This window comes from Kitasatospora sp. NPDC048540, assembly GCF_040651175.1.
GTDB lineage: Bacteria > Actinomycetota > Actinomycetes > Streptomycetales > Streptomycetaceae > Kitasatospora.
Genome location: NZ_JBEZIR010000055.1, coordinates 14,901 through 32,597, shown reverse-complemented (window position 1 = coordinate 32,597; position 17,697 = coordinate 14,901). Strand labels below are relative to the sequence as shown.

The following is a 17,697-nucleotide window of genomic DNA, read 5'->3' as shown; positions in this document are numbered from 1 at the left end:
GGAGAAATGCGGAGGGAATGACTGGTTTGCCGTCAATACACCGGGGAGAGGGAATTCCGAACGCGGGATCGAAATATCGTCAGAATGTATCCCGGCGAAGGTGTTCGAAACGGAATTTGGCCCGCCGGGGCCCCGGGCGGGCCGGGCGGCGGGCCTCCCGGCCCCGGGCGCCGACGCCCCCGGGACCGGATCCCGGCCGGCTCAGCCGATCCCGTCGGGCACCGGCCGGTCGATGCGCCCGTCGGCGGAAGCGCCCGGCGCGGGCAGCGCACGCAACCGGCGCGCGAGCCACACCGGTACCCCGCCGAGTGCCTGGACCAGCCGGGCCGCCTCGGCGCGCAGCCGGGCCGCCTCGGTCCCGTCCGAGGCGTCGGCCAGCGCGGCCAGGACCGGCGCCACCCCGACCGTGAAGCCGAGTTCCTCGCGCAGCCGCAGCGAGGCCCGGAAACCCTCCCGGGCCCGTTCGCGGTCCCCGCCGGCCAGCGCCAGCGACGCCAGGTGCTGCCAGGTGTACGAGTGCAGCAGCCGGTCCCCGTGCTCGGCGGCGCCGTCGTGCGCCCTCCGGTACGCGATCCAGGCCGCCCCCGGGTCGCGCAGCAGGTTCTCGGCGACGAGTCCGCGCCGGAAGTCCAGCAGCGGGCGGCGCGGCGAGGCGGGCGGCAGCATCGCCGAGGCCCGGCCGAGCGCGGCCTGCGCCTCGTCCAGCCGGTCGCGCGGACCCAGCACACTGGCCACGTAGGCGAGGAAGCCACGGGCGCAGGATGCGGCGGCGCGCTGCTCGGTACCGGCCACCCGGGCCTCCGCCAGCCGCAGCGCGTCCTCGGCCGGCTCCCAGTGGTCAGCGGTGAACAGGCTCTGTTCGATGAGGAGTTCGGCGCGGTGCAGGGCCGCGGCCGGGTCGTGGGCGGCGCCCGGTCTGAGCAGTTCGGCGGCCTCCTGCCAGCAGCCGCGCGACCGCAGCCGCCACACCGCGCCCGCCGTCCCCCCCGGGGCCGTTCCGTGCTCCGACAACGCCACCTCCTTGTGTGCGCCATCCGGCAAGCGGGATTCTCGGCAAGCGGGCCCGCTGTGGCCGCAATTCAACACGGGGGTGAGCTTGTGCACCAGATCACGAGCGCGACGGGATCCGGAACCCGGCGGTCCGTCAACTGCCCGCGCCGGCCGCCGGTGGACGGCCCGGAGCCCGGGACCGGCCCGAGGCGTGCAGGTCAGGAGGTCCAGCCGGTCTCCATCAGCGCCTCGGCCGCGCCGTTCGCCGCCTGCGGGATCCCGGCCGCGTCCAGGGTGAACAGGGCGACCAGCAACTGCTCACCGCGCACCATCGCCTGCCGCGAGTAGCCCGCGGTGGTGAACATCGCGGCCGCCACCTGCTCCGCGTGCAGCGTCTCGAGCCACAGGCACTCCACCGCCTTCACATCGGCCGGCTCCGCCCAGGTGTCCACCCTGGCGACCATGTGACCGCCCAACAGCGTGACCGCGTCGCGGTCCTGACTTTCCGTCAGTTCGAGATCGTCGAAGCCAAGCCACTGCAGGTAGCGTGCGGCCGTCAGCACCGCGTCCTGCGAGGTGTGCACCGGCTGCGGCCGGAACGGCGGGCGCATCAGCCGCTGCCCGTGCCCGCTCGGCGGCCCGGTCGGCTCGACCGGGTCCGAGGGCACCGCCGTGGTGTACGGCCGGGCGGCCGCGGGCCGGCTGCCCTGCGGGCCGGCCGCGGCCGGTGCACCGGGCAGCCCGGTGCTCTGCAGCCGGGGCGCCCGGTCGACCGGCAGCCGGACCGTGGCACCGCAGTTGCAGGTGAACTCGGGCTGCGGCCACTGGTCGCTGCGGCCGCAGTGCGGGCAGCGCATGCTCAGCCAGGAGTCCTCCCAGGACCGGAACCGGACCTGCACCGGCACCCCGCCGCGCAGCAGCGGGACCCGCAGCTGGGCCCCGCACGGGCAGGGCAGGCTCGGCGGCTCGTACAGGTGCTCCCGGCGGCAGGCGGGGCAGCGGATGGCGCTCGCGCCCGAGGGCGGGTTGGACCCGAACCGGGCCGGCTCGCTGAAGTCGTCGGGCAGCGGCACTGCGGCCATGGCTGGCACCCCGTTCCGTCGGCTGGGCGGCTATTCCTCCCATCCTCGCCCATTCGCGCAGGTTAGGACGCGGAATGCGGCAATCCTCCGGGACAGTTCGGGGGCGAGGTCCCGCCGTGGGAGGAGGGCCCCGCGCCGTCGTACAACCGCCACCGCCGGGCCGCGGGACGGCTGACGGTCAGTCGGCCCGGCCCGTCCAGCGGGCCAGGTCCGCCGGGGTGTCGAGGTCCTCCGGGGTCGCGATGTCACCGCACTCGACCAGCAGTAGCTCCCCGGGGTGCGCCGCGAGCAGCGCCCGCGCGCCCGCGTCGCCGACCGCACCGGCACTCGCCTCGGCGAAGTGAGGCGCCCCGATCAGTACCGGGTGCCCGCGTACGCCCGCGTACCCGGCGGCGGCCAGCTGCGCCCCGGCGGCGTGCGCCGCCAGCAGCCGGGCCACCGCGGCCGGGGTGACGCCGGGGGTGTCCACCAGCAGCACCAGCGCGGCCGGTGCGCCGGGCGGCAGGGCGGCCAGGCCGGTCCGCAGCGAGGAACCCATGCCGGTGGCCCAGTCGGGATTGTCGACGGCCCGGCAGCCGCCGAGCTCGGCCGCGGCCCGGACCTCGGCGGCCGCCGCGCCGAGCACCACCACCGCCGGACCGCAGCCGCCGGCCCGGGCCACCGCTAGGGCGTGCTCGACCAGCGGCCGGCCGCGGTAGCGGATCAGCGCCTTGGGACGGCCGCCGAGCCGCCGGCCGCCGCCGGCTGCCAGGATCAGCGCGGGGACGGGGACGGAGGGTGCCCCATGGGCGGGGGGAGCTGCCATGTCCACAGTCTGTCCTCCCAGGTCAACGCCGGACAGTTGGACGATCACACGACGGGCGGGGGCGGGGCGGCGGCCCGGCCCGGCGTTTCAGCCGCTGGATCTGCGGCCCCGCGCCCCCTGTACTGGGTCGATGGCACCACGTACAGCGCACGGGCACGGCGCACCCTCCCCCCTGGTCGACCGCTTCGGGCGGATCCACACCGACCTGCGGGTCTCCCTCACGGACCGGTGCAACCTGCGCTGCACCTACTGCATGCCCGCCGAGGGCCTGAACTGGCTGCCCAAGGCCGAGGTGCTCACCGACGACGAGATCGCCCGGCTGGTCGGGATCGCCGTGGACCGCCTCGGCATCCGCACCATCCGCCTCACCGGCGGCGAACCACTGCTGCGCCGGGGCCTGCCCGGCCTGGTCGCCCGGCTGACCGCGCTCGGCGCCGAGCTCTCGCTCACCACGAACGGCATCGGCCTGGCCCGCACCGCCGCCGAACTCGCCGCGGCCGGCCTCGGCCGGGTCAACGTCAGCCTGGACACCCTGCGGCCCGAACGGTACGCGGCGATCACCCGCCGCGACCGGATCGCCGACGTGTTCGCCGGGCTGGCCGCCGCCCGGGCCGCCGGACTGGACCCGGTGAAGATCAACGCGGTGCCGGTGCGCGGGACCAACGACGACGAGATCCTCGACCTGGTCGAGTTCGCCGCCGGGCACGGCTACCGGATGCGGTTCATCGAGTCGATGCCGCTGGACGCCCAGGGCGCCTGGGACCGCGCCACCATGGTCACCGCCGACGAGATCCTGGAGGTCCTCGGCCGCCGCTGGTCCCTGGTGCCGGTCGGCCGGCACGGCAACGCCCCCGCGGAGGAGTGGCGGATCGCCGGGACCGACACCGTGATCGGCGTGATCGCCTCCGTCACCCGGCCGTTCTGCGGCGGCTGCGACCGGGTCCGGCTCACCGCCGACGGCCAGCTGCGCAACTGCCTGTTCGCCACCGAGGAGTCCGACCTGCGGGCGCTGCTGCGCGGCGGCGCCGACGACGCGGCCGTCGAGTCGGCCTGGCGGAACACCATCGCCCGCAAGGGCCCCGGGCACGCCATCGGCTCCGCCGACTTCGTCCGGCCCGAGCGGCCGATGTCGGCGATCGGCGGCTGAGCGCCCCGGGCCCGCCCGGCGGCGGCCCGGCGGCGGCCCGTACGCCCGGTGTGAGCTTCGACCCGCTCCCGGCGAGCCCCGCAGCGCCGACTTGACCCGGCGAGAGCGGCCCTGGTCTCCTGGTGCGCCGTCAGCCTCACTCCAACGGGGGAGAACCCGTGCGCGCCCGCCGCCCCGCCCTGTCCGCCGCCACCGTCCTCCTGCTCCCCGCCCTCGCCCTGGCCGGCTGCACCGGCGGGCCCGCCACCTCCTCCTCCGACGCCGCGTCCGCCCGGGCCCGCGGCACCAACCCGCTGCAGAACCCGGACGGCACCAGGCCCGGCCTCGCCGCGATCACATCCGACCAGGACCGCAAGGCCGCCCGCGACCTGATCGCCCAGGTGAAGACCGCCGAGCCCGGCCCGAAGACCGGCTACGACCGCGACCAGTTCGGCCCGGCCTGGACGGACAACGTGGACGGCGTCCCGCTCGGTCACAACAGCTGCTCCACCCGCGACGACCTGCTCGGCCGCGACGGCACCAAGGTCGAGCACAAGGACGGCTCCGCCTGCGTGGTCACCGGGATGACCATCTACGACCCCTACACCGGCAAGCTGGTGACGTTCACCAAGCAGCAGGCGTCGAAGATCCAGATCGACCACGTGATGCCGCTGTCCTACGACTGGCAGCAGGGCGCCGCCAAGTGGGACAAGGGCAAGCGGGTCCAGATCGCCAACGACCCGCTCAACCTGATCCCGGCGGACGGCTCGCAGAACGCCTCGAAGGGCGACTCCGGCCCGGCCGCCTGGCTGCCCGCCAACACCGAGATCCGCTGCTCGTACGTGGTGCGGTTCGCCCAGGTCTCGCTCAAGTACCAGCTGCCGGTGACGCCCGCCGACAAGAAGGCCATGTTGGCGCAGTGCGGCGGCTGACCGCCCGCGGCCGTCGCCCCCGGCCCTGAGCCGGTCGGGCTGACCCGGTCGGGCTGACCCGGTCGGGCTGACCCGGGCCGCTTCCCGGCGCGGGAGCCGCCCGCCCCGGCCGGACGCCGGTATGCAGGACTGATGTCCTACCAGCACCCGGTCCGGCCGGGCCGCGGCCACCGACCCGGACGCAGCGACCGATCCGGACGCGGCGACACATCCGGCCGTGGCGACCGACCTGCGACGCGACGGCGCGCCACCGCGAACCAGGGGCCGGGTCCGTACGCCGGGCGGGCCCTGCGGCACCTGTCCGACTACGCCTGGCGGCTGCTGGTGGTCGCCGCGGCCGGATACCTGATCCTGATGGTGCTCGGGAAGTTCCACCTGGTCACGCTGGCCTTCTTCCTGGCGCTGGTGATCACCTCGGTGCTGCGCCCGTTGGTCGACCTGCTCGCCCGGCGGATGCCCAGGTCGGCGGCGGTACTGCTCGGGCTGGTCGGGGCGGTGCTGGTGATCGCCGGGCTGCTGGCCCTGATCGGGGAGACCGTGGCGATGGAGGCGTCCAGCCTCGGCGAGGAGTTCACCGGAGGCGTGGACCGGCTCGAACGCTTCCTGGCGGGCAACCCGTTCCACGTCGACCCCAAGGTCTTCGACGACCTGCGCGGCAAGGTCACCACCTACGTCTCGGAGCACCGGTCCACCCTGATCAGCAGCGCCCTGAGCGGCGCCGGGCGGGTGGCCGAGGTCGCGACCGGGGCCGCGCTCGCGCTGTTCACCACCGTGTTCATGCTCCACTCCGGCGACCGGATGTGGCTGTGGACCAGCGGTCAGCTCCCGGAGGGCGCCCGCGACCCGTACCACCGGGCCGGGCGCACCGCCTGGCGGACGTTCGCCGGGTACACCCGCGGCATCGTCATCGTGGCCGGGACCAACGCGATCCTGGTCGGCATCGCGCTCTTCCTGCTCCGCGTCCCGCTCGCGCTGCCGCTGACCCTGCTGGAGTTCTTCGCCTCCTTCATCCCGCTGGTCGGCTCGCCGATCGCGATGGCCGTCGCGTCGATCGTCGCGCTCGCCTCCCGGGGGCCGGTGATCGCGCTGGTGGTGCTGGCGCTGATCGTGGTGATCGGCCAGATCGAGGGGCACCTGCTGCACCCGCTCGTGATGAGCTGGGCGGTCAACCTGCACCCGGTGGTGGTGGCCGCCTCGGTCCTGTGCGGCAGCATCGCCGCCGGGGTGATCGGCGCGGTGGTCGCTGTCCCGGCGGTCTCCGTGGTCTGGGCGGTCACCAGGGAACTGCGGAGCGGCGAGGAGCCGACCGGTGCCGCGGACCGGGGCGCCGGACAGTCCTCGTGACGGCGCGCAGCCTGATGGATGGCGTTCGTTCCCGAGCTCCCTCGGCGCGGGGGAGCAAGTGGGAAGGGAGCGGGTGGTACGGGGCTGGAGAGCATGCCTTCGGTGGAGTGGCGGATCTGCGACGCGAGGGCATACGACTCCGAGGAGGAGACGCTCCCTGCCCTGAGCCCGGTACGGGGGAGCAGCACAGCGGCCCTGCCGTCCGCGGTGGGACGACAGGGCCGCTGTCGGCAGGAAGCGGGTGTTGGTCAGCCGAGCTGGGTGAAGTTGGGCCGGTCGGTGTCCAGGGTGGCGATGGTGGCGGGGGTGAGGGCGGTGTTCCAGGTCTGGACGTCGCTGATCTGGCCGGGGAAGTAGTCGCCGGTCTTGGCGCTACCGATGGTGAGAGGACCGGTCGAGTTCCAGGGGCTGGGGTTGCTGCCGGTGGCGACGAGGGTGCCGTTGACGTAGAGCCTCATGGCCTTGCTGGTGATGTCGTAGGTGGCGACCAGGTGGGTCCACTTGTTGAGCTCGGGCGGACTCGGGGCGGCTGCGGGGGTGGAGAAGCCGGGACCGGCGGTGTCGCTGTCGGGGCTGATGAAGGTCCAGGCGCCGTAGGCCGTCGAGTACTGGAGGTAGAAGGCACTGAGGTTGGTGCCGGACTGGCCGACGACGGTGGCGTAGCCGTTGGTGTTGGTGAGGTAGGCCCAGGCGGAGATGGTGTAGCTCTGGGTGGTGTCGAGCACCGGGCCGGTGGTCTTGGCCGTTGACGGGCTGTTGCCGTCGAGGTTGAGGGCCTTGCTGGTCCGGCCGGTGCTGATGGTGGCGGCCCCGGTGAGGGTGAGGTTGTTGGCGGGCCGGACGCTGTCGGTGGTGTCGGTGAGTGTCCAGCGGTCGCTGGGCTGGTGGACGGCGCCCATGGGGACGGCGGCACCGAATCGGGCGAGGCCGGCGGTGGGCCGGGTGCCGGGGTAGCGGGTGATCTCGCCGCCGGTGGTGGTGTAGAGGTCGGGGTAGGTGTCGGCGTCGATGTCACCGGGGGAGGAGATGGTGGTGGTCCGGTTGCCGCCGCCGATGGCCAGGATGTTCTGTGGGATGGGCTGGGTGGTGCTGTCGGCGGTGGTGGTCCACTTCTGGTTGCCGTCGCTGTTGCAGCCCCAGATGACGAGCTTGTTGCCGGGGGTGTTGGAGGCGAAGGGGTCGTCGAGGCACCGGCCGGAGTTGGTGTTCTTCAGGGTGCCGGGGGTGGGGCCCGGTTCCCACTGCTGGGCAGCGGTGCCGTTGCAGTCCCAGACCTGCACGGTGGTGCCGTCGGTGGTGCCGGAGTTGCTGACGTCCAGACACTTTCCGTTGATGCGGACGGTCTTGTCGGTGCCGAAGGTGACCTGCTGGGCGCCGGTGCCGTTGCAGTCCCACAGCTGGATGGCGGTGCCGTTCGCGGTTCCGCTGTTGGTGCCGTCCAGACACATGGTCTGCCCGGCGGCGTTGCGGACGCCGGAGACCAGAGTGGAGGCGGCAGGGGCGGTGATGGTGGTGGTGGGCGTGCCGTTGGTGAAGGTGAGGGGGTAGCTGGTGATGGCTCCGGCGGAGTTGTCACGGGCCCACAGGGTGGGTGCTCCGGCGACGGTTCCGGGAGCGATCAGGGTGGTGTTGGACCAGTCGCCGGTGCCGATCCTGACACCGGTGCCGAGGTAGCAGCCGTCGCGGAAGGTGCCGGGGTAGTACCAGAGCTCCTTGTTGTCGACGGTGATGAGGTCACTGGGGGTGTTGGGCTGGGCGAGGGCACCGGTGGCGAGGATCTGGGTGACACGGTTCCAGGTGCCGTCGGAGCCCTTGGCGGGGCAGCTGCCGACGTTCTTGATGTTGCTGTAGCCGCCGTTGGTGAAGTGCCCCGGGACGCCGGCTTCCCCGTTGATCAGCGTGCTGCCGTCATTGGGGACCGAGACCGGCGCATCCATCGCGGTCACCTACCGCGACCCCGAGTGCTCGCGTTCCAAGGGCACCATGCCGGCCTCCGCAGACAGCAACACCATGGCCTGCTACCCGGTCTACTGGGCGACTCCGGGAGCCAAGGACCCCATTGCGGACTGGTTCAACAAAACCCTGGTCACTCAGATCACTTCCAGTGACCGCACGAAGGCCGGATCTCCCGCACGGGTCGTCAAGTACGACTACAGCGGCGGCGCTGCCTGGCACCGTGACGACTCTGAGCTCACCGACGACAAGTACCGCACCTGGAACGACTTCCGCGGCTACCGCACCGTCACCACGACCGCCGGCACCGCTCCGGACCCGATCACCCAGAGCACGGTCTCGTACCTGCGCGGTATGGATGGCGACTACAAGGCCGACGGGACCCGGCGTAGCGTCAAGCCGGCCAACTCGCTCGGGGAGCAGATCACCGACAGCTCATGGCTTGCGGGCACACCGCAGGAGGCTGCCTCCTACACCCAGGCCGGCGGAACCGTCACCGGCAAGTCCCTGATCGACGAGCCCCTGGTTGCGACGGTGCTCGATCTTCCGCGCACCGCGTGGACCTCCGAGACCCCGGCGCCGGCGCGCCTGTCGACCCTGCCGGACCTGACCGTCCACCGGACCCAGGCCGTGTCCTCCCGCTCGCTCGGACTGATGTCGGACGGCGTCACCTGGCGGACCGCTCAGGACCGCACCACATTCGACGGACTCGGGCGGGTGTCGCAGGTCGACAGCAGGGGTGACCTCGCAGTCCCCTCGCAGGAGACCTGCACCACCACTTCCTACGCGGCTGCTCCGGTCGGCAATCCTATGATGCTCGGCTACCCGAGCGAGACCGTCACGGTCGCCGGGTCGTGCTCCACCGCGGCCGGCAGCACCACGACGATCAACCACAACCGCGTCTTCTACGACGGTGACGGCACCGTCACCAACCCCGGAACGCTCGGCACGCTCGGTCAGAACGGCTCCACGCTCGGCCTGGTGACCTCGAACCAGATCATCACGGGCTACGACGGCGCCGGCGCTCCGCAGTTCCAGACGACCGGCGCGGTGGCCTACGACGGCTACGGCCGGGTGATCAAGAGCCTGGACGTGGGTGGTCAGGCGACCCTCACGTCGTACTCCCCAGCGACGTCGACGCTGCCGACGTCGTTCTCCACCACGAATCCGATGGGCTGGACCGGTACCAGCAGCATTGCGCCGGCTCGTGGGCTGGTGACGAAGGCGGTCGACGCCAACGGCAAGGTCACCGAGTCGACCTACGACACGCTGGGCCGCCGTCTCGCGGTGTGGACCCCGGGCCGGGACAAGGCGACCCAGAGCCCCGACCGCAAGTTCGGCTACTCCGTACACGGCGCGGGCGACAACCCCGACCCGACCACTGTCACCACGCAGACCCTCCTCGAGGGCGGCCTCTACAACACCGCCGTCACCCTCTACGACGGCTTCCTGCAGCCCCGTCAGGGCCAGTCGACCCGACCCGACAACGGTGCCGGGCGGCTGATCTCATCCACTTTCTACGACTCGCACGGCTGGAACGTCCGCAGCATCGCTCCGTACGTCGACACGACGACCACGCCGGGTACCACCCTGTGGGCGGAGACCAACCAGACCGGACCGTCGGTCACCCAGATCGGCTACGACGGCCAGGGCCGTGCCGTCACCAGCTCGCTCCGTTCCTTCGCGGACGTGCTCTGGCAGTCCGCAACCACCTTCAAGGGCACGGACCGGGTCGACACCACTCCGCCCGCGGGGGGAACCGCCACCACCACCTACACGGACGCGCTCGGGCGGACCACGTCCACCGTCGCTCGTGACACGACCCCCGACCGGCAGCTGGCTGGCGGGACGACGATCACGCCCGGAACGTCCGTGCTCTCCAAGAGCGTCCGGCTGTCGATGCAGGCCGACGGAAACCTGGTCCTTACCGGCATCGCCAGCGGCCAGGTGCTCTGGTCCAGCGGTACCGCGGGCCACCCGGGTGCCGGCGCAAAGGTCACGGCCGACGGCAACCTCGTGGTCCTCGACACCAACGGCACCACCCAACTGTGGTCCAGCAGCTCCGGAACCCACCCCGGCGGCTACCTCAAGGTCCAGGGCGACGCCAACCTCGCCCTCTACGACGCGGCCAACGTCAAGATCTGGTCCAGCAACACCGTTAACGCCGCACCCGCCGCCGACATCACCACCACTTACACGTACACCCCTGGCAGCCAGCTCGACACTGTCAAGGACAGCGCCGGCAACACCTGGTCCTACACCTACGACCTGCAGGGCCAGCTCACGTCCAAGACCGACCCCGACAACGGCTCGTCCAGGACCACCTACGACCAGTACGGCCGCACCGCCACCACCACCGACGCCCGCAACCAGAGCCTCGCCTTCAGCTACGACCTGGCGGGCCGGCGGATCGGCGAATACTCCGGGACCAGCACCACCGACAGCTCCAAGCTCCTCGCCGAGTGGACCTACGACCAGAAGTACAAGGGCCTACCCGACAGCTCCACCCGGTACGTCGGCGGGAAGACCGGCAGCGCCTACATCAAGAAGATCGACTCCTACAACTCCAACTACCAGCCCACCAGCACCACCACCACCATCCCGGCGGCCGAGGGCAACCTCGCCGGGAGCTACACCGCCAAGACCGACTACACCCAGGACGTCGGCTGGCTCGGATCCACCACCTACGGCACCGAAGGAGGTCTGCCGGCTGAGACCGTCGGGTACGGGTACAACGCCCAGGGCCTGCTGATCGGCGCGGGATCCGACTCCACCAAGTACTCCGGTCCCGTTGCCTACAGCCCGCTCGGCCAGGTCCTGCAGACCACCGTCGGCATGCCCGGCAAGCAGTTGCGTACCAACCGGACCTACGACCAGGCCACCGGCCGGCTCGCCACCAACAAGGTCACCCTCCAGACCAACACCGCCAACCCCATCTCCAACACCACCTACGGCTACGACCAGGCCGGCAACCCCACCACCATCACCGACACCCAGTCCAGCGGCGGAACCGACCGCACCACGGACACCCAGTGCTTCGGCTACGACGCCCAGAACCGCCTGACCACTGCCTGGAGTGACACCGGCGGCATCACCGCGGTCACCGCCGGCCAGCTCGCCAAGTGCGTCAACGCGCAGCCGACGCCGGCCACCATCGGCGGCCCCGCCCCGTACTGGATCGACTGGCAGTACAACCAGCTCGGCGACCGCACCCAGCAGGTCCAGCACGACGTCACCGGCAACCCCGCCAAGAACACCACCCAGACCAGTACCTACCCCGGCGCGGGCACCGCTGTCGCGGCCCAGCCCAACACCGCCACCGCCATCACCACCACCAACCCGACCACTGGCACCACCACCCTCACCCCCCACTACGACACCGCAGGAAACACCACCAGCCGCGACACGAGCGGAAGCAAGACCGGCAACCAGGCCTTCACCTACAACGAAGAAGGCCGCACCGACACCGTCACCACCAACGGCACCGCCACCAAGTACGTCTACGACGCCGACGGCGGGCTCCTCGTCCAGCGCGGGCCGACCACCGGCTCCAACGTCCTCTATCTCTTCGGTGGCGCCGAACAACTCACCCTCAACAACACCACCAAGGCCGTCACCGGGCAGCGCTACTACTCCTCACCCGACGGCACCGCCATCGTCCGCTCCAGCAACGGCACCATCAGCTACCAGCCCACCAGCACTCAGGGCACCGCCCAACTCCAGGTCGACAGCACCACCCTCGCCATCACCCGGCGCAGCTTCGACCCTTACGGCAACCCCCGCGGCACCCCGCCCAACGCCTGGGCCGACAACCACGGATACCTCGGCCGACCCACCGACACCACCACTGGCCTCAGCCTTCTCGGTGCCCGCAACTACGACGCCGCCATCGGCCGCTTCCTCACCGTCGACCCCGTCTTCGAGGCCGGCGACCCGGACCAGATGGGCGGCTACACGTACGCCGCCAACAACCCCATCACCGGCAGCGACCCCACTGGCCTGATCGCCAACCGGTTCGACATGAGTGGCGGGGACGCACTCCCACCGCAGGGTGACTACCACGACACCGCTGCTGGCTTCATCGACGAAGGCCTCGAGATCGACAATCTCACGGCCAAGGTCCTCTTCCCCTGGGCCGCGCCGATCAAAAAGAAGATCAACTCCGCTATCTCGGAGTCGGTTTCAAAGCATTTGAAACCCAGGAAGAACACGTCGCAGTACGAGGCGGGGAAGTTCCTGGCAGATGCATCGACCCTTGCGGTCGGTCCCGAGATCGAGGTGGAAGGTGGGCTCAGCGCATTTGCCCGACGCTACGCGGCCAAGATCGGGTCCAAGGTCAAGGGGCTTCTGACCAAGGGGGCCGAGGACAGCGCTGCTGTCGCCGAGAACACGTTCGACGACACCCTGCGCCTCGGAAAGACCGACAAGCCCGCCACGCCCAAGGGCGACGACCCCCACCCTCCGTCCGATCCCTCGCCACCTGCCGAGCCCGCCGCCGAGCCGTCGAGCCCGAGCGAAGGGGCAGGCGGAGGCGGCCATGAACCGGAGCCGGTCACCTGTAGCTTCACCCCCGACACTCCGGTCCTCATGGCGGATGGGTCGGCGAAGCCGATCGGCGATCTGTCCGTCGGCGACCAGGTCGAGGCGGCGGACCAGCACGACGTCGGGACCCAGGGTGCTCAGCCCGTCACGGCAAAACTGGTCCACTCGGACGAAGACCTGATCGACGTCACGGTCAAGGATGTCGCGGGGACCGACGTCACTCTGCACACAACCGCCCGACACCCCTTCTGGGACGAGACGACGGGATCGTGGACGCCGGCCTCGGAACTCGTGGCAGGCCACAGCCTCAAGAGTGCTGACGGCAAGCAGGCACAGATCGCCTCAGTGGTCGCAGTGCCCGGCACCAAGTCGATGTACAACCTCACTGTCGCCAGCTACCACACGTACTATGTGCTCGCAGGCACCACGCCGGTGCTTGTGCATAATGAGTGCGGCCCCAGCGAAGTAGATGCGATCGGCGCACGGGGCAGGGCTGAGGAACTCCAGGGTAAGCGGAATGACTATCCGAACGCGGATCAGCATGGCACTACCGCAGTGATCGGTGTGTTTAATACCGAGACGAAGACCTGGGTAAACCGGATTGCCATCAACGGTCCGGGCGAGATGCCATCTACCTGGACCCTGCGTCCAGGGGAAGAGTTCGTTCAGGGTCGCGGACATGCGGAGGAAACTATCCTGGATAATCTCGGACCAAATGAGATTGTTGGCTACGGAGGCACTTCCCGAAATATCTGCTGGGATATTTGCTATGGTCGCCTGGATTCAAAGGGCCTAGTGTTCGGTGGCGCTGGATATCGCGGCGGGAATGCCGATAAATCGCCGTTCTCGCTTTTCTGGTCTGAAGGATGGTAACAATGAGGCGAGTCAGACATGAGAGCGCCGAAGGGTTTGCCCGCGGCGATCGCCTGATCCTCTCCGCCGAGCCGTTTGACGTGCATGTATCTTCCGTGACCGCCACTCGGGTCTTCATTGAGTGGCCGTGGCGCGAGATCGACGGCGAGTCGAAGAATCGTTGGGATGGAACGGTTGGATTCTCGCGCGATCCTGACCACTGGGATTGGCGCAATACTCCGTGGAGAGTGGAGCCCGATCCGTCCGAGCTTTCGGCTGGGGAAACCTGCATGCTGGGAATCCCGCCAACCGAGGTTCAAGTAGTCGCCATCGACCAGTACGATCCGCCCGCTGATTTCGGATGGACGCCTCGGCCGACATGGGTACTCGGGGTTTGTCCTGTTTCCGATCTCTCGGATGAGGAAGCCGGATATGTCCTCTACTTGAACTCGGGAGAGCCAATCGTCATCGACCCGGCTTAGTCTCTGCCGGACTGAGTCGTGATCTTCGAGAATTAGAGGCTCATGTGGAGTGCTTCAATTGGCTCCGCGGATATCCTCGAAAGTGGCTCGAAGGACTTTATTGAGCTGAAACTCAGGGGCCCCATCGGAAGCGTCTCCGATGGGGCCCCTGAGCGTTTGACGGCAGTAGTTGACGGCAACGTCAGCGGACGGGTGCTGCACAAAGTGGCGGGTCGTCGCTGTCGTCGGGGTTGATGGCGGGCCCGGAGGGCTTGCCGAGGGTACGGCCGAGGAGGTCGATGGCGTCGCGCTGGAGGCGGAGGCGGACGTGGGCGTACACGGTCGCGGTGACGCCGATGTGGGCGTGACCGAGGAGTTCCTTGATGACGACGAGTTCGACGCCCTGTTCGAGGAGGAGAGTCGCGGTCGAGTGCCGCAGGTCGTGGAATCGGATCGCTCGCAGGCGGGAGCAGCGGAGTAGGGCGTTGAAGTGCCGTGTGAGGGTGGCGGGTTCGATGGGGTGGCCGTCTGGGCGGGTGAAGACGAGGCCGTGCTCCAGCCACTCTGCGCCGGCTTGCTGCTTCTCGCGGGCCTGTCGGTCACGGTGTATGCGGAGCGCGGCGACGCAGGCGGCGGGGAGGGCGATGCGGCGTTCGGAGCTGATGGTCTTGGTGGGCAGGGTGGTGAGGCCGCTTGTGCGGGTGCGCTGGAGGGTGCGGCGGATGCTGGCGGTGCCGTTGGCGAGGTCGAGGTCTTCCCAGCGCAGGCCGAGGAGTTCGCCCTTGCGGAGTCCGGTGCGCAGGGCCAGTTCGAACAGTGCGTGCAGGCGGTGGCTCTGTGCGGAGGTGAGGAAGGTGCGGGCCTCGTGGGCGGTGAGGGGGTTGAAGCGGCGGGGTCGGGGTGTGCCGGTGCGGACGCTGCGGGCGACGTTGCGCGGGATCTCTTCCTCGCGGACGGCGTGTTCCAGGGCGGACTTGAGCACGGAGTGGATGTAGGCGAGGGTCAGCGGGGAGAGGTACTTGCGGCAGCACTTGCCGATGGCGCAGCAGCGCGGGCGGCGGTCGGCCTGAGCGTCGGGCTTGCGGCGGGCGTCGAAGCCGCGTGCGCAGCACTGGCAGATGGTCCGCAGGTCGTTAAGCCAGGTGCGAACGTCCTTGGCGGTGAGCTTGGCGAGCTTCTTCCTGCCCAGGCCCGGTATCAGGTACTGGTGGACGACGGCGGTGTAGCGGGTGTGGGTGGTCTCGCGGAGCTGGTGGACGGAGACGTTCTCCAGCCAGTACGTCAGGAAGGCGGCGAGGCTGCCCTGGGCGGTGACGACGGGGACGCCGCGGTTGCTGGCGGCGATCTTCTCCGTCAGCTTGGCGAGCGCCTCCTTCCGCGTGGTGCCGTAGACGCGGACGCGCTTGCGGGCACCCGCTGGGGCAAGGACGTAGCCTGCGGCTTCCCAGCGGCCGTCCTTGCGCTGGTAGACGGTGCCGTCGCCGTTGGCCCGGACACGGCGTGAGGCGGCGGGGGCGTTGCGGGGCGTGGTCATCAGGCGGCTTCCTGTTCGAGTCGAGTGGTGATGAGCTCGGCGAGCGCGTGGGCGGGGATGCGGCGGGCGCGGCCGAGGGTGATGGAGGCGAGTTGCCGGGTGCGGATGAGGTCGTAGACGGCGGAGCGGCTGATCTTGAGCCGGGCCATGACCTCGGGGACGGTGAGGAGCTCAGCACCGGCGGTCACTCGATGACCCCTTGCCGGTCGGCGTGGGTCGACCGGTGACCGGGGTGACCGGGTCGGTGACCGCCGGAGTGACCGGGGGCGTCCGGGCGGCGTCCGTCAGGCCGGGTGGGCCGCTTGGCTTCCAGGAGGTCGGCGAGGTGGGCGAGTTCGGGCAGGAGTCCGGTTCCTGCGTATTGCCAGTGCGAGAGGACGAGGGTCGTGTCCGTGCCGCCGTGCTGACCGGCCCGGTGCCCGGCGGTCAGGTCACCGTGGTCATCGCGGTCACCGCGCCGGTCACTGTCCGGCTGTCCGCCGGTGGGCAGGATGTTGCCGGCCTCCGTCTGCTCAGGGCGCGGGCCGACGGCAGCCGGAGCGGTGGCCTCGGATTGGCGGGCTCGCCAGGCGGTGCGTTCAGCGCGCAGTTGGGTGAGAGTGGTCGAGTAGTGGCGGGTGCGGGTCGAGAAGTGTCCTCGGAAGCCGAGCATGTGAGCCCATTGCCGCAAGCGGAGGTGGGCGTGCTCCGGGCGGGTGGCGAGGTGCCAGGCGGTGTGGATCATGCGGCGGGCGTGGTCGGTGATGTCGTACTGGGCGAGCTCGGCGAGGAGGCGGAGGCGGCGGTCGAGGGTACCGGTGGTGGTCTCGGCACCCTTGGTGGCGTACTTGGCGATGTAGGCGGCAACGTGCCGGTCGGTGACAGGACTGTCGGTGAAGTCCGTGCCGCGGATGGGCCGGACGTCGATCTGCCGCCCGAACCGGAATACCAACGCCCGTGCCCGATCAGCGTCCTGTGATCGGGGTGTGTCCCCGTCGCGCTGCCGCAGCTGGCCTTCGGGCAGGACACGGGTGCGCACGGCGGCGGTGCGGACGGCGTGGTCGAGGAGCTCGGTGGTGGCCCAGGCGGGCGGGGTACTGGCGGGCCCGGTGGGTCCGTCGAGGCGGATGACGGCGTGGAAGTGGACCTGGCCGCGCTTTTGGTACTCGGCGACCTTGGCGTAGGAGAGGGTGGCGTGGTGGCGCAGGGTGCGCTGGGTGAGTCCGGCGGCCTTGGCGATCTCTCGGCGCAGGTGGGTGGTGAAGCGTGCCCACAGGGCGGGGGCGTGCGCGTTCCACAGCACCGCGCCGGTGTAGTCGTAGCGGTCGGGGTCGAGCGGGCTGCCGAGCAGCGGATCGCCGTCCGGGTGGGCCTGGCCGCAGGGGCAGTGGCCGGAGCCGGGCTGGTTGTGGACGGGGCCGAAGCCGGGCGCGGTGAGGGTGGCGAACACGCGCGGGTGCGCGGCGACGCTGGTGGGGACGGTCTTGCCGCCACGCAGTCCGGCGGCGATCAGCTGGTAGGTGTCGTAGCGGTAGACGGTCGAGCAGGCCGGGCAGCGGGTGGTGCGGCGGTTGCCGCAGCGCAACAGGAGTTCGCCGGCGGGCAGGTGGCGGGTGTCGAGGTGGTCGAGGATCTGGCCGGTGGCGGTGTCCAGGCGGGTGCGGTGTCCGGTCATCCGGATCGGGCGGGCGCAGCCGCCCAGGGAGCCGATCTGCCGGGCCAGGGGCGCGAGGTGTCCGGCAGCGGCGAGCTTGGCCAGCCTGGCGGTCAGCCGCGCCCGGCGTTCCAGCGCTGAGTTCCTGTGCGCGGACGCGTCGGCCTTCCTGTCGTGCGCTGGTGCAGCGAACGTCGCGTTCGAGATCGCGGACGTGTCTGTGGGGGAAGGGAGTTGGAGCTGTGCGGGCATGGGGACAGACCTCCGGCAGGGGTCGGGAGAGGAAGGGAGGTGGTTGAGGGCGACCCGGGGGCGTTGGCGCGCGAGGGAACGGGGCGTGCCATGGCGGGCGCGGGCGGTGGGCCGGGGGCATCTGGCCTGGTCAGCGGTGGTGTTCGCCAGCGGTGCGTGAAGGTAGCATCGCTTCAAGTGCGCATTCAAGT

The 17,697-nt window shown here is 70.6% G+C and carries 12 protein-coding genes; 5 read left to right on the top strand and 7 right to left on the bottom strand.

From position 1 onward, the window contains the following. Positions 1-201: 201 nt before the first annotated feature. From AB0D08_RS21885 to AB0D08_RS21875, 3 genes are all read right to left on the bottom strand, one after another. Positions 202-1,011, bottom strand: coding sequence for a hypothetical protein (locus AB0D08_RS21885; RefSeq protein WP_233289343.1), 810 nt, complete (start codon positions 1,009-1,011; stop codon positions 202-204). Positions 1,012-1,208: 197 nt separating this feature from the next. Continuing rightward, positions 1,209-2,072, bottom strand: coding sequence for a hypothetical protein (locus tag AB0D08_RS21880; RefSeq protein ID WP_082527098.1), 864 nt, complete (start codon positions 2,070-2,072; stop codon positions 1,209-1,211). A gap of 178 nt (positions 2,073-2,250) precedes the next feature. Continuing rightward, entirely contained in the window at positions 2,251-2,877 is a 627-nt protein-coding gene (locus AB0D08_RS21875) for an NTP transferase domain-containing protein (protein WP_359890817.1), read from the bottom strand. Positions 2,878-3,007: 130 nt separating this feature from the next. Here AB0D08_RS21875 and moaA point away from each other — a divergent pair, with 130 nt between their 5' ends. The 3 genes from moaA (at position 3,008) to AB0D08_RS21860 (ending at position 6,279) form a co-directional block, all read left to right on the top strand. Continuing rightward, positions 3,008-4,024 (top strand): GTP 3',8-cyclase MoaA, encoded by a 1,017-nt coding sequence (gene moaA / locus AB0D08_RS21870; protein ID WP_033824759.1) that lies wholly within the window; start codon positions 3,008-3,010, stop codon positions 4,022-4,024. A 158-nt stretch (positions 4,025-4,182) separates the two neighbouring features. Beyond that, the gene (locus AB0D08_RS21865; protein WP_033824758.1) at positions 4,183-4,935 is read left to right on the top strand and encodes an HNH endonuclease family protein; all 753 of its coding nucleotides are present in this window, start codon (positions 4,183-4,185) and stop codon (positions 4,933-4,935) included. 132 nt (positions 4,936-5,067) lie between these two features. After that, a complete protein-coding gene (locus tag AB0D08_RS21860) occupies positions 5,068-6,279 on the top strand; it encodes an AI-2E family transporter (protein WP_359890814.1) in 1,212 nt (403 codons plus the stop codon). A 248-nt stretch (positions 6,280-6,527) separates the two neighbouring features. Here the strand turns inward: AB0D08_RS21860 and AB0D08_RS21855 are convergent, their stop codons facing one another. Continuing rightward, complete coding sequence (locus tag AB0D08_RS21855) at positions 6,528-8,216, bottom strand: LamG-like jellyroll fold domain-containing protein (protein WP_359890811.1); 1,689 nt, start codon at positions 8,214-8,216, stop codon at positions 6,528-6,530. Here AB0D08_RS21855 and AB0D08_RS21850 point away from each other — a divergent pair. Together AB0D08_RS21850 and AB0D08_RS21845 are read left to right on the top strand one after the other, a co-directional pair. Further along, positions 8,191-13,647 carry a polymorphic toxin-type HINT domain-containing protein gene (locus AB0D08_RS21850; RefSeq protein WP_359890809.1) on the top strand — a complete coding sequence of 1,819 codons (5,457 nt, stop codon included), beginning with the start codon at positions 8,191-8,193 and terminating at the stop codon, positions 13,645-13,647. The genes AB0D08_RS21855 and AB0D08_RS21850 overlap by 26 nt on opposite strands. Before the next feature lie 2 nt (positions 13,648-13,649). After that, entirely contained in the window at positions 13,650-14,108 is a 459-nt protein-coding gene (locus AB0D08_RS21845; RefSeq protein WP_359890806.1) for a hypothetical protein, read from the top strand. 181 nt (positions 14,109-14,289) lie between these two features. Here AB0D08_RS21845 and AB0D08_RS21840 read toward each other — a convergent pair whose 3' ends face one another. From AB0D08_RS21840 to AB0D08_RS21830, 3 genes are read right to left on the bottom strand one after another with little or no spacing between them, the layout of a single operon-like run. Next, positions 14,290-15,621, bottom strand: coding sequence for a site-specific integrase (locus tag AB0D08_RS21840; RefSeq protein ID WP_359890803.1), 1,332 nt, complete (start codon positions 15,619-15,621; stop codon positions 14,290-14,292). Continuing rightward, positions 15,621-15,809, bottom strand: a complete 189-nt coding sequence (locus AB0D08_RS21835) for a helix-turn-helix domain-containing protein (protein WP_359890800.1) — start codon at positions 15,807-15,809, stop codon at positions 15,621-15,623. Before AB0D08_RS21835 ends, AB0D08_RS21840 begins: the two co-directional genes overlap by 1 nt. After that, the gene (locus AB0D08_RS21830) at positions 15,806-17,506 is read right to left on the bottom strand and encodes a replication initiator (protein WP_359890797.1); all 1,701 of its coding nucleotides are present in this window, start codon (positions 17,504-17,506) and stop codon (positions 15,806-15,808) included. The genes AB0D08_RS21835 and AB0D08_RS21830 overlap by 4 nt, the downstream gene beginning before the upstream one ends. Positions 17,507-17,697 lie beyond the last annotated feature (191 nt).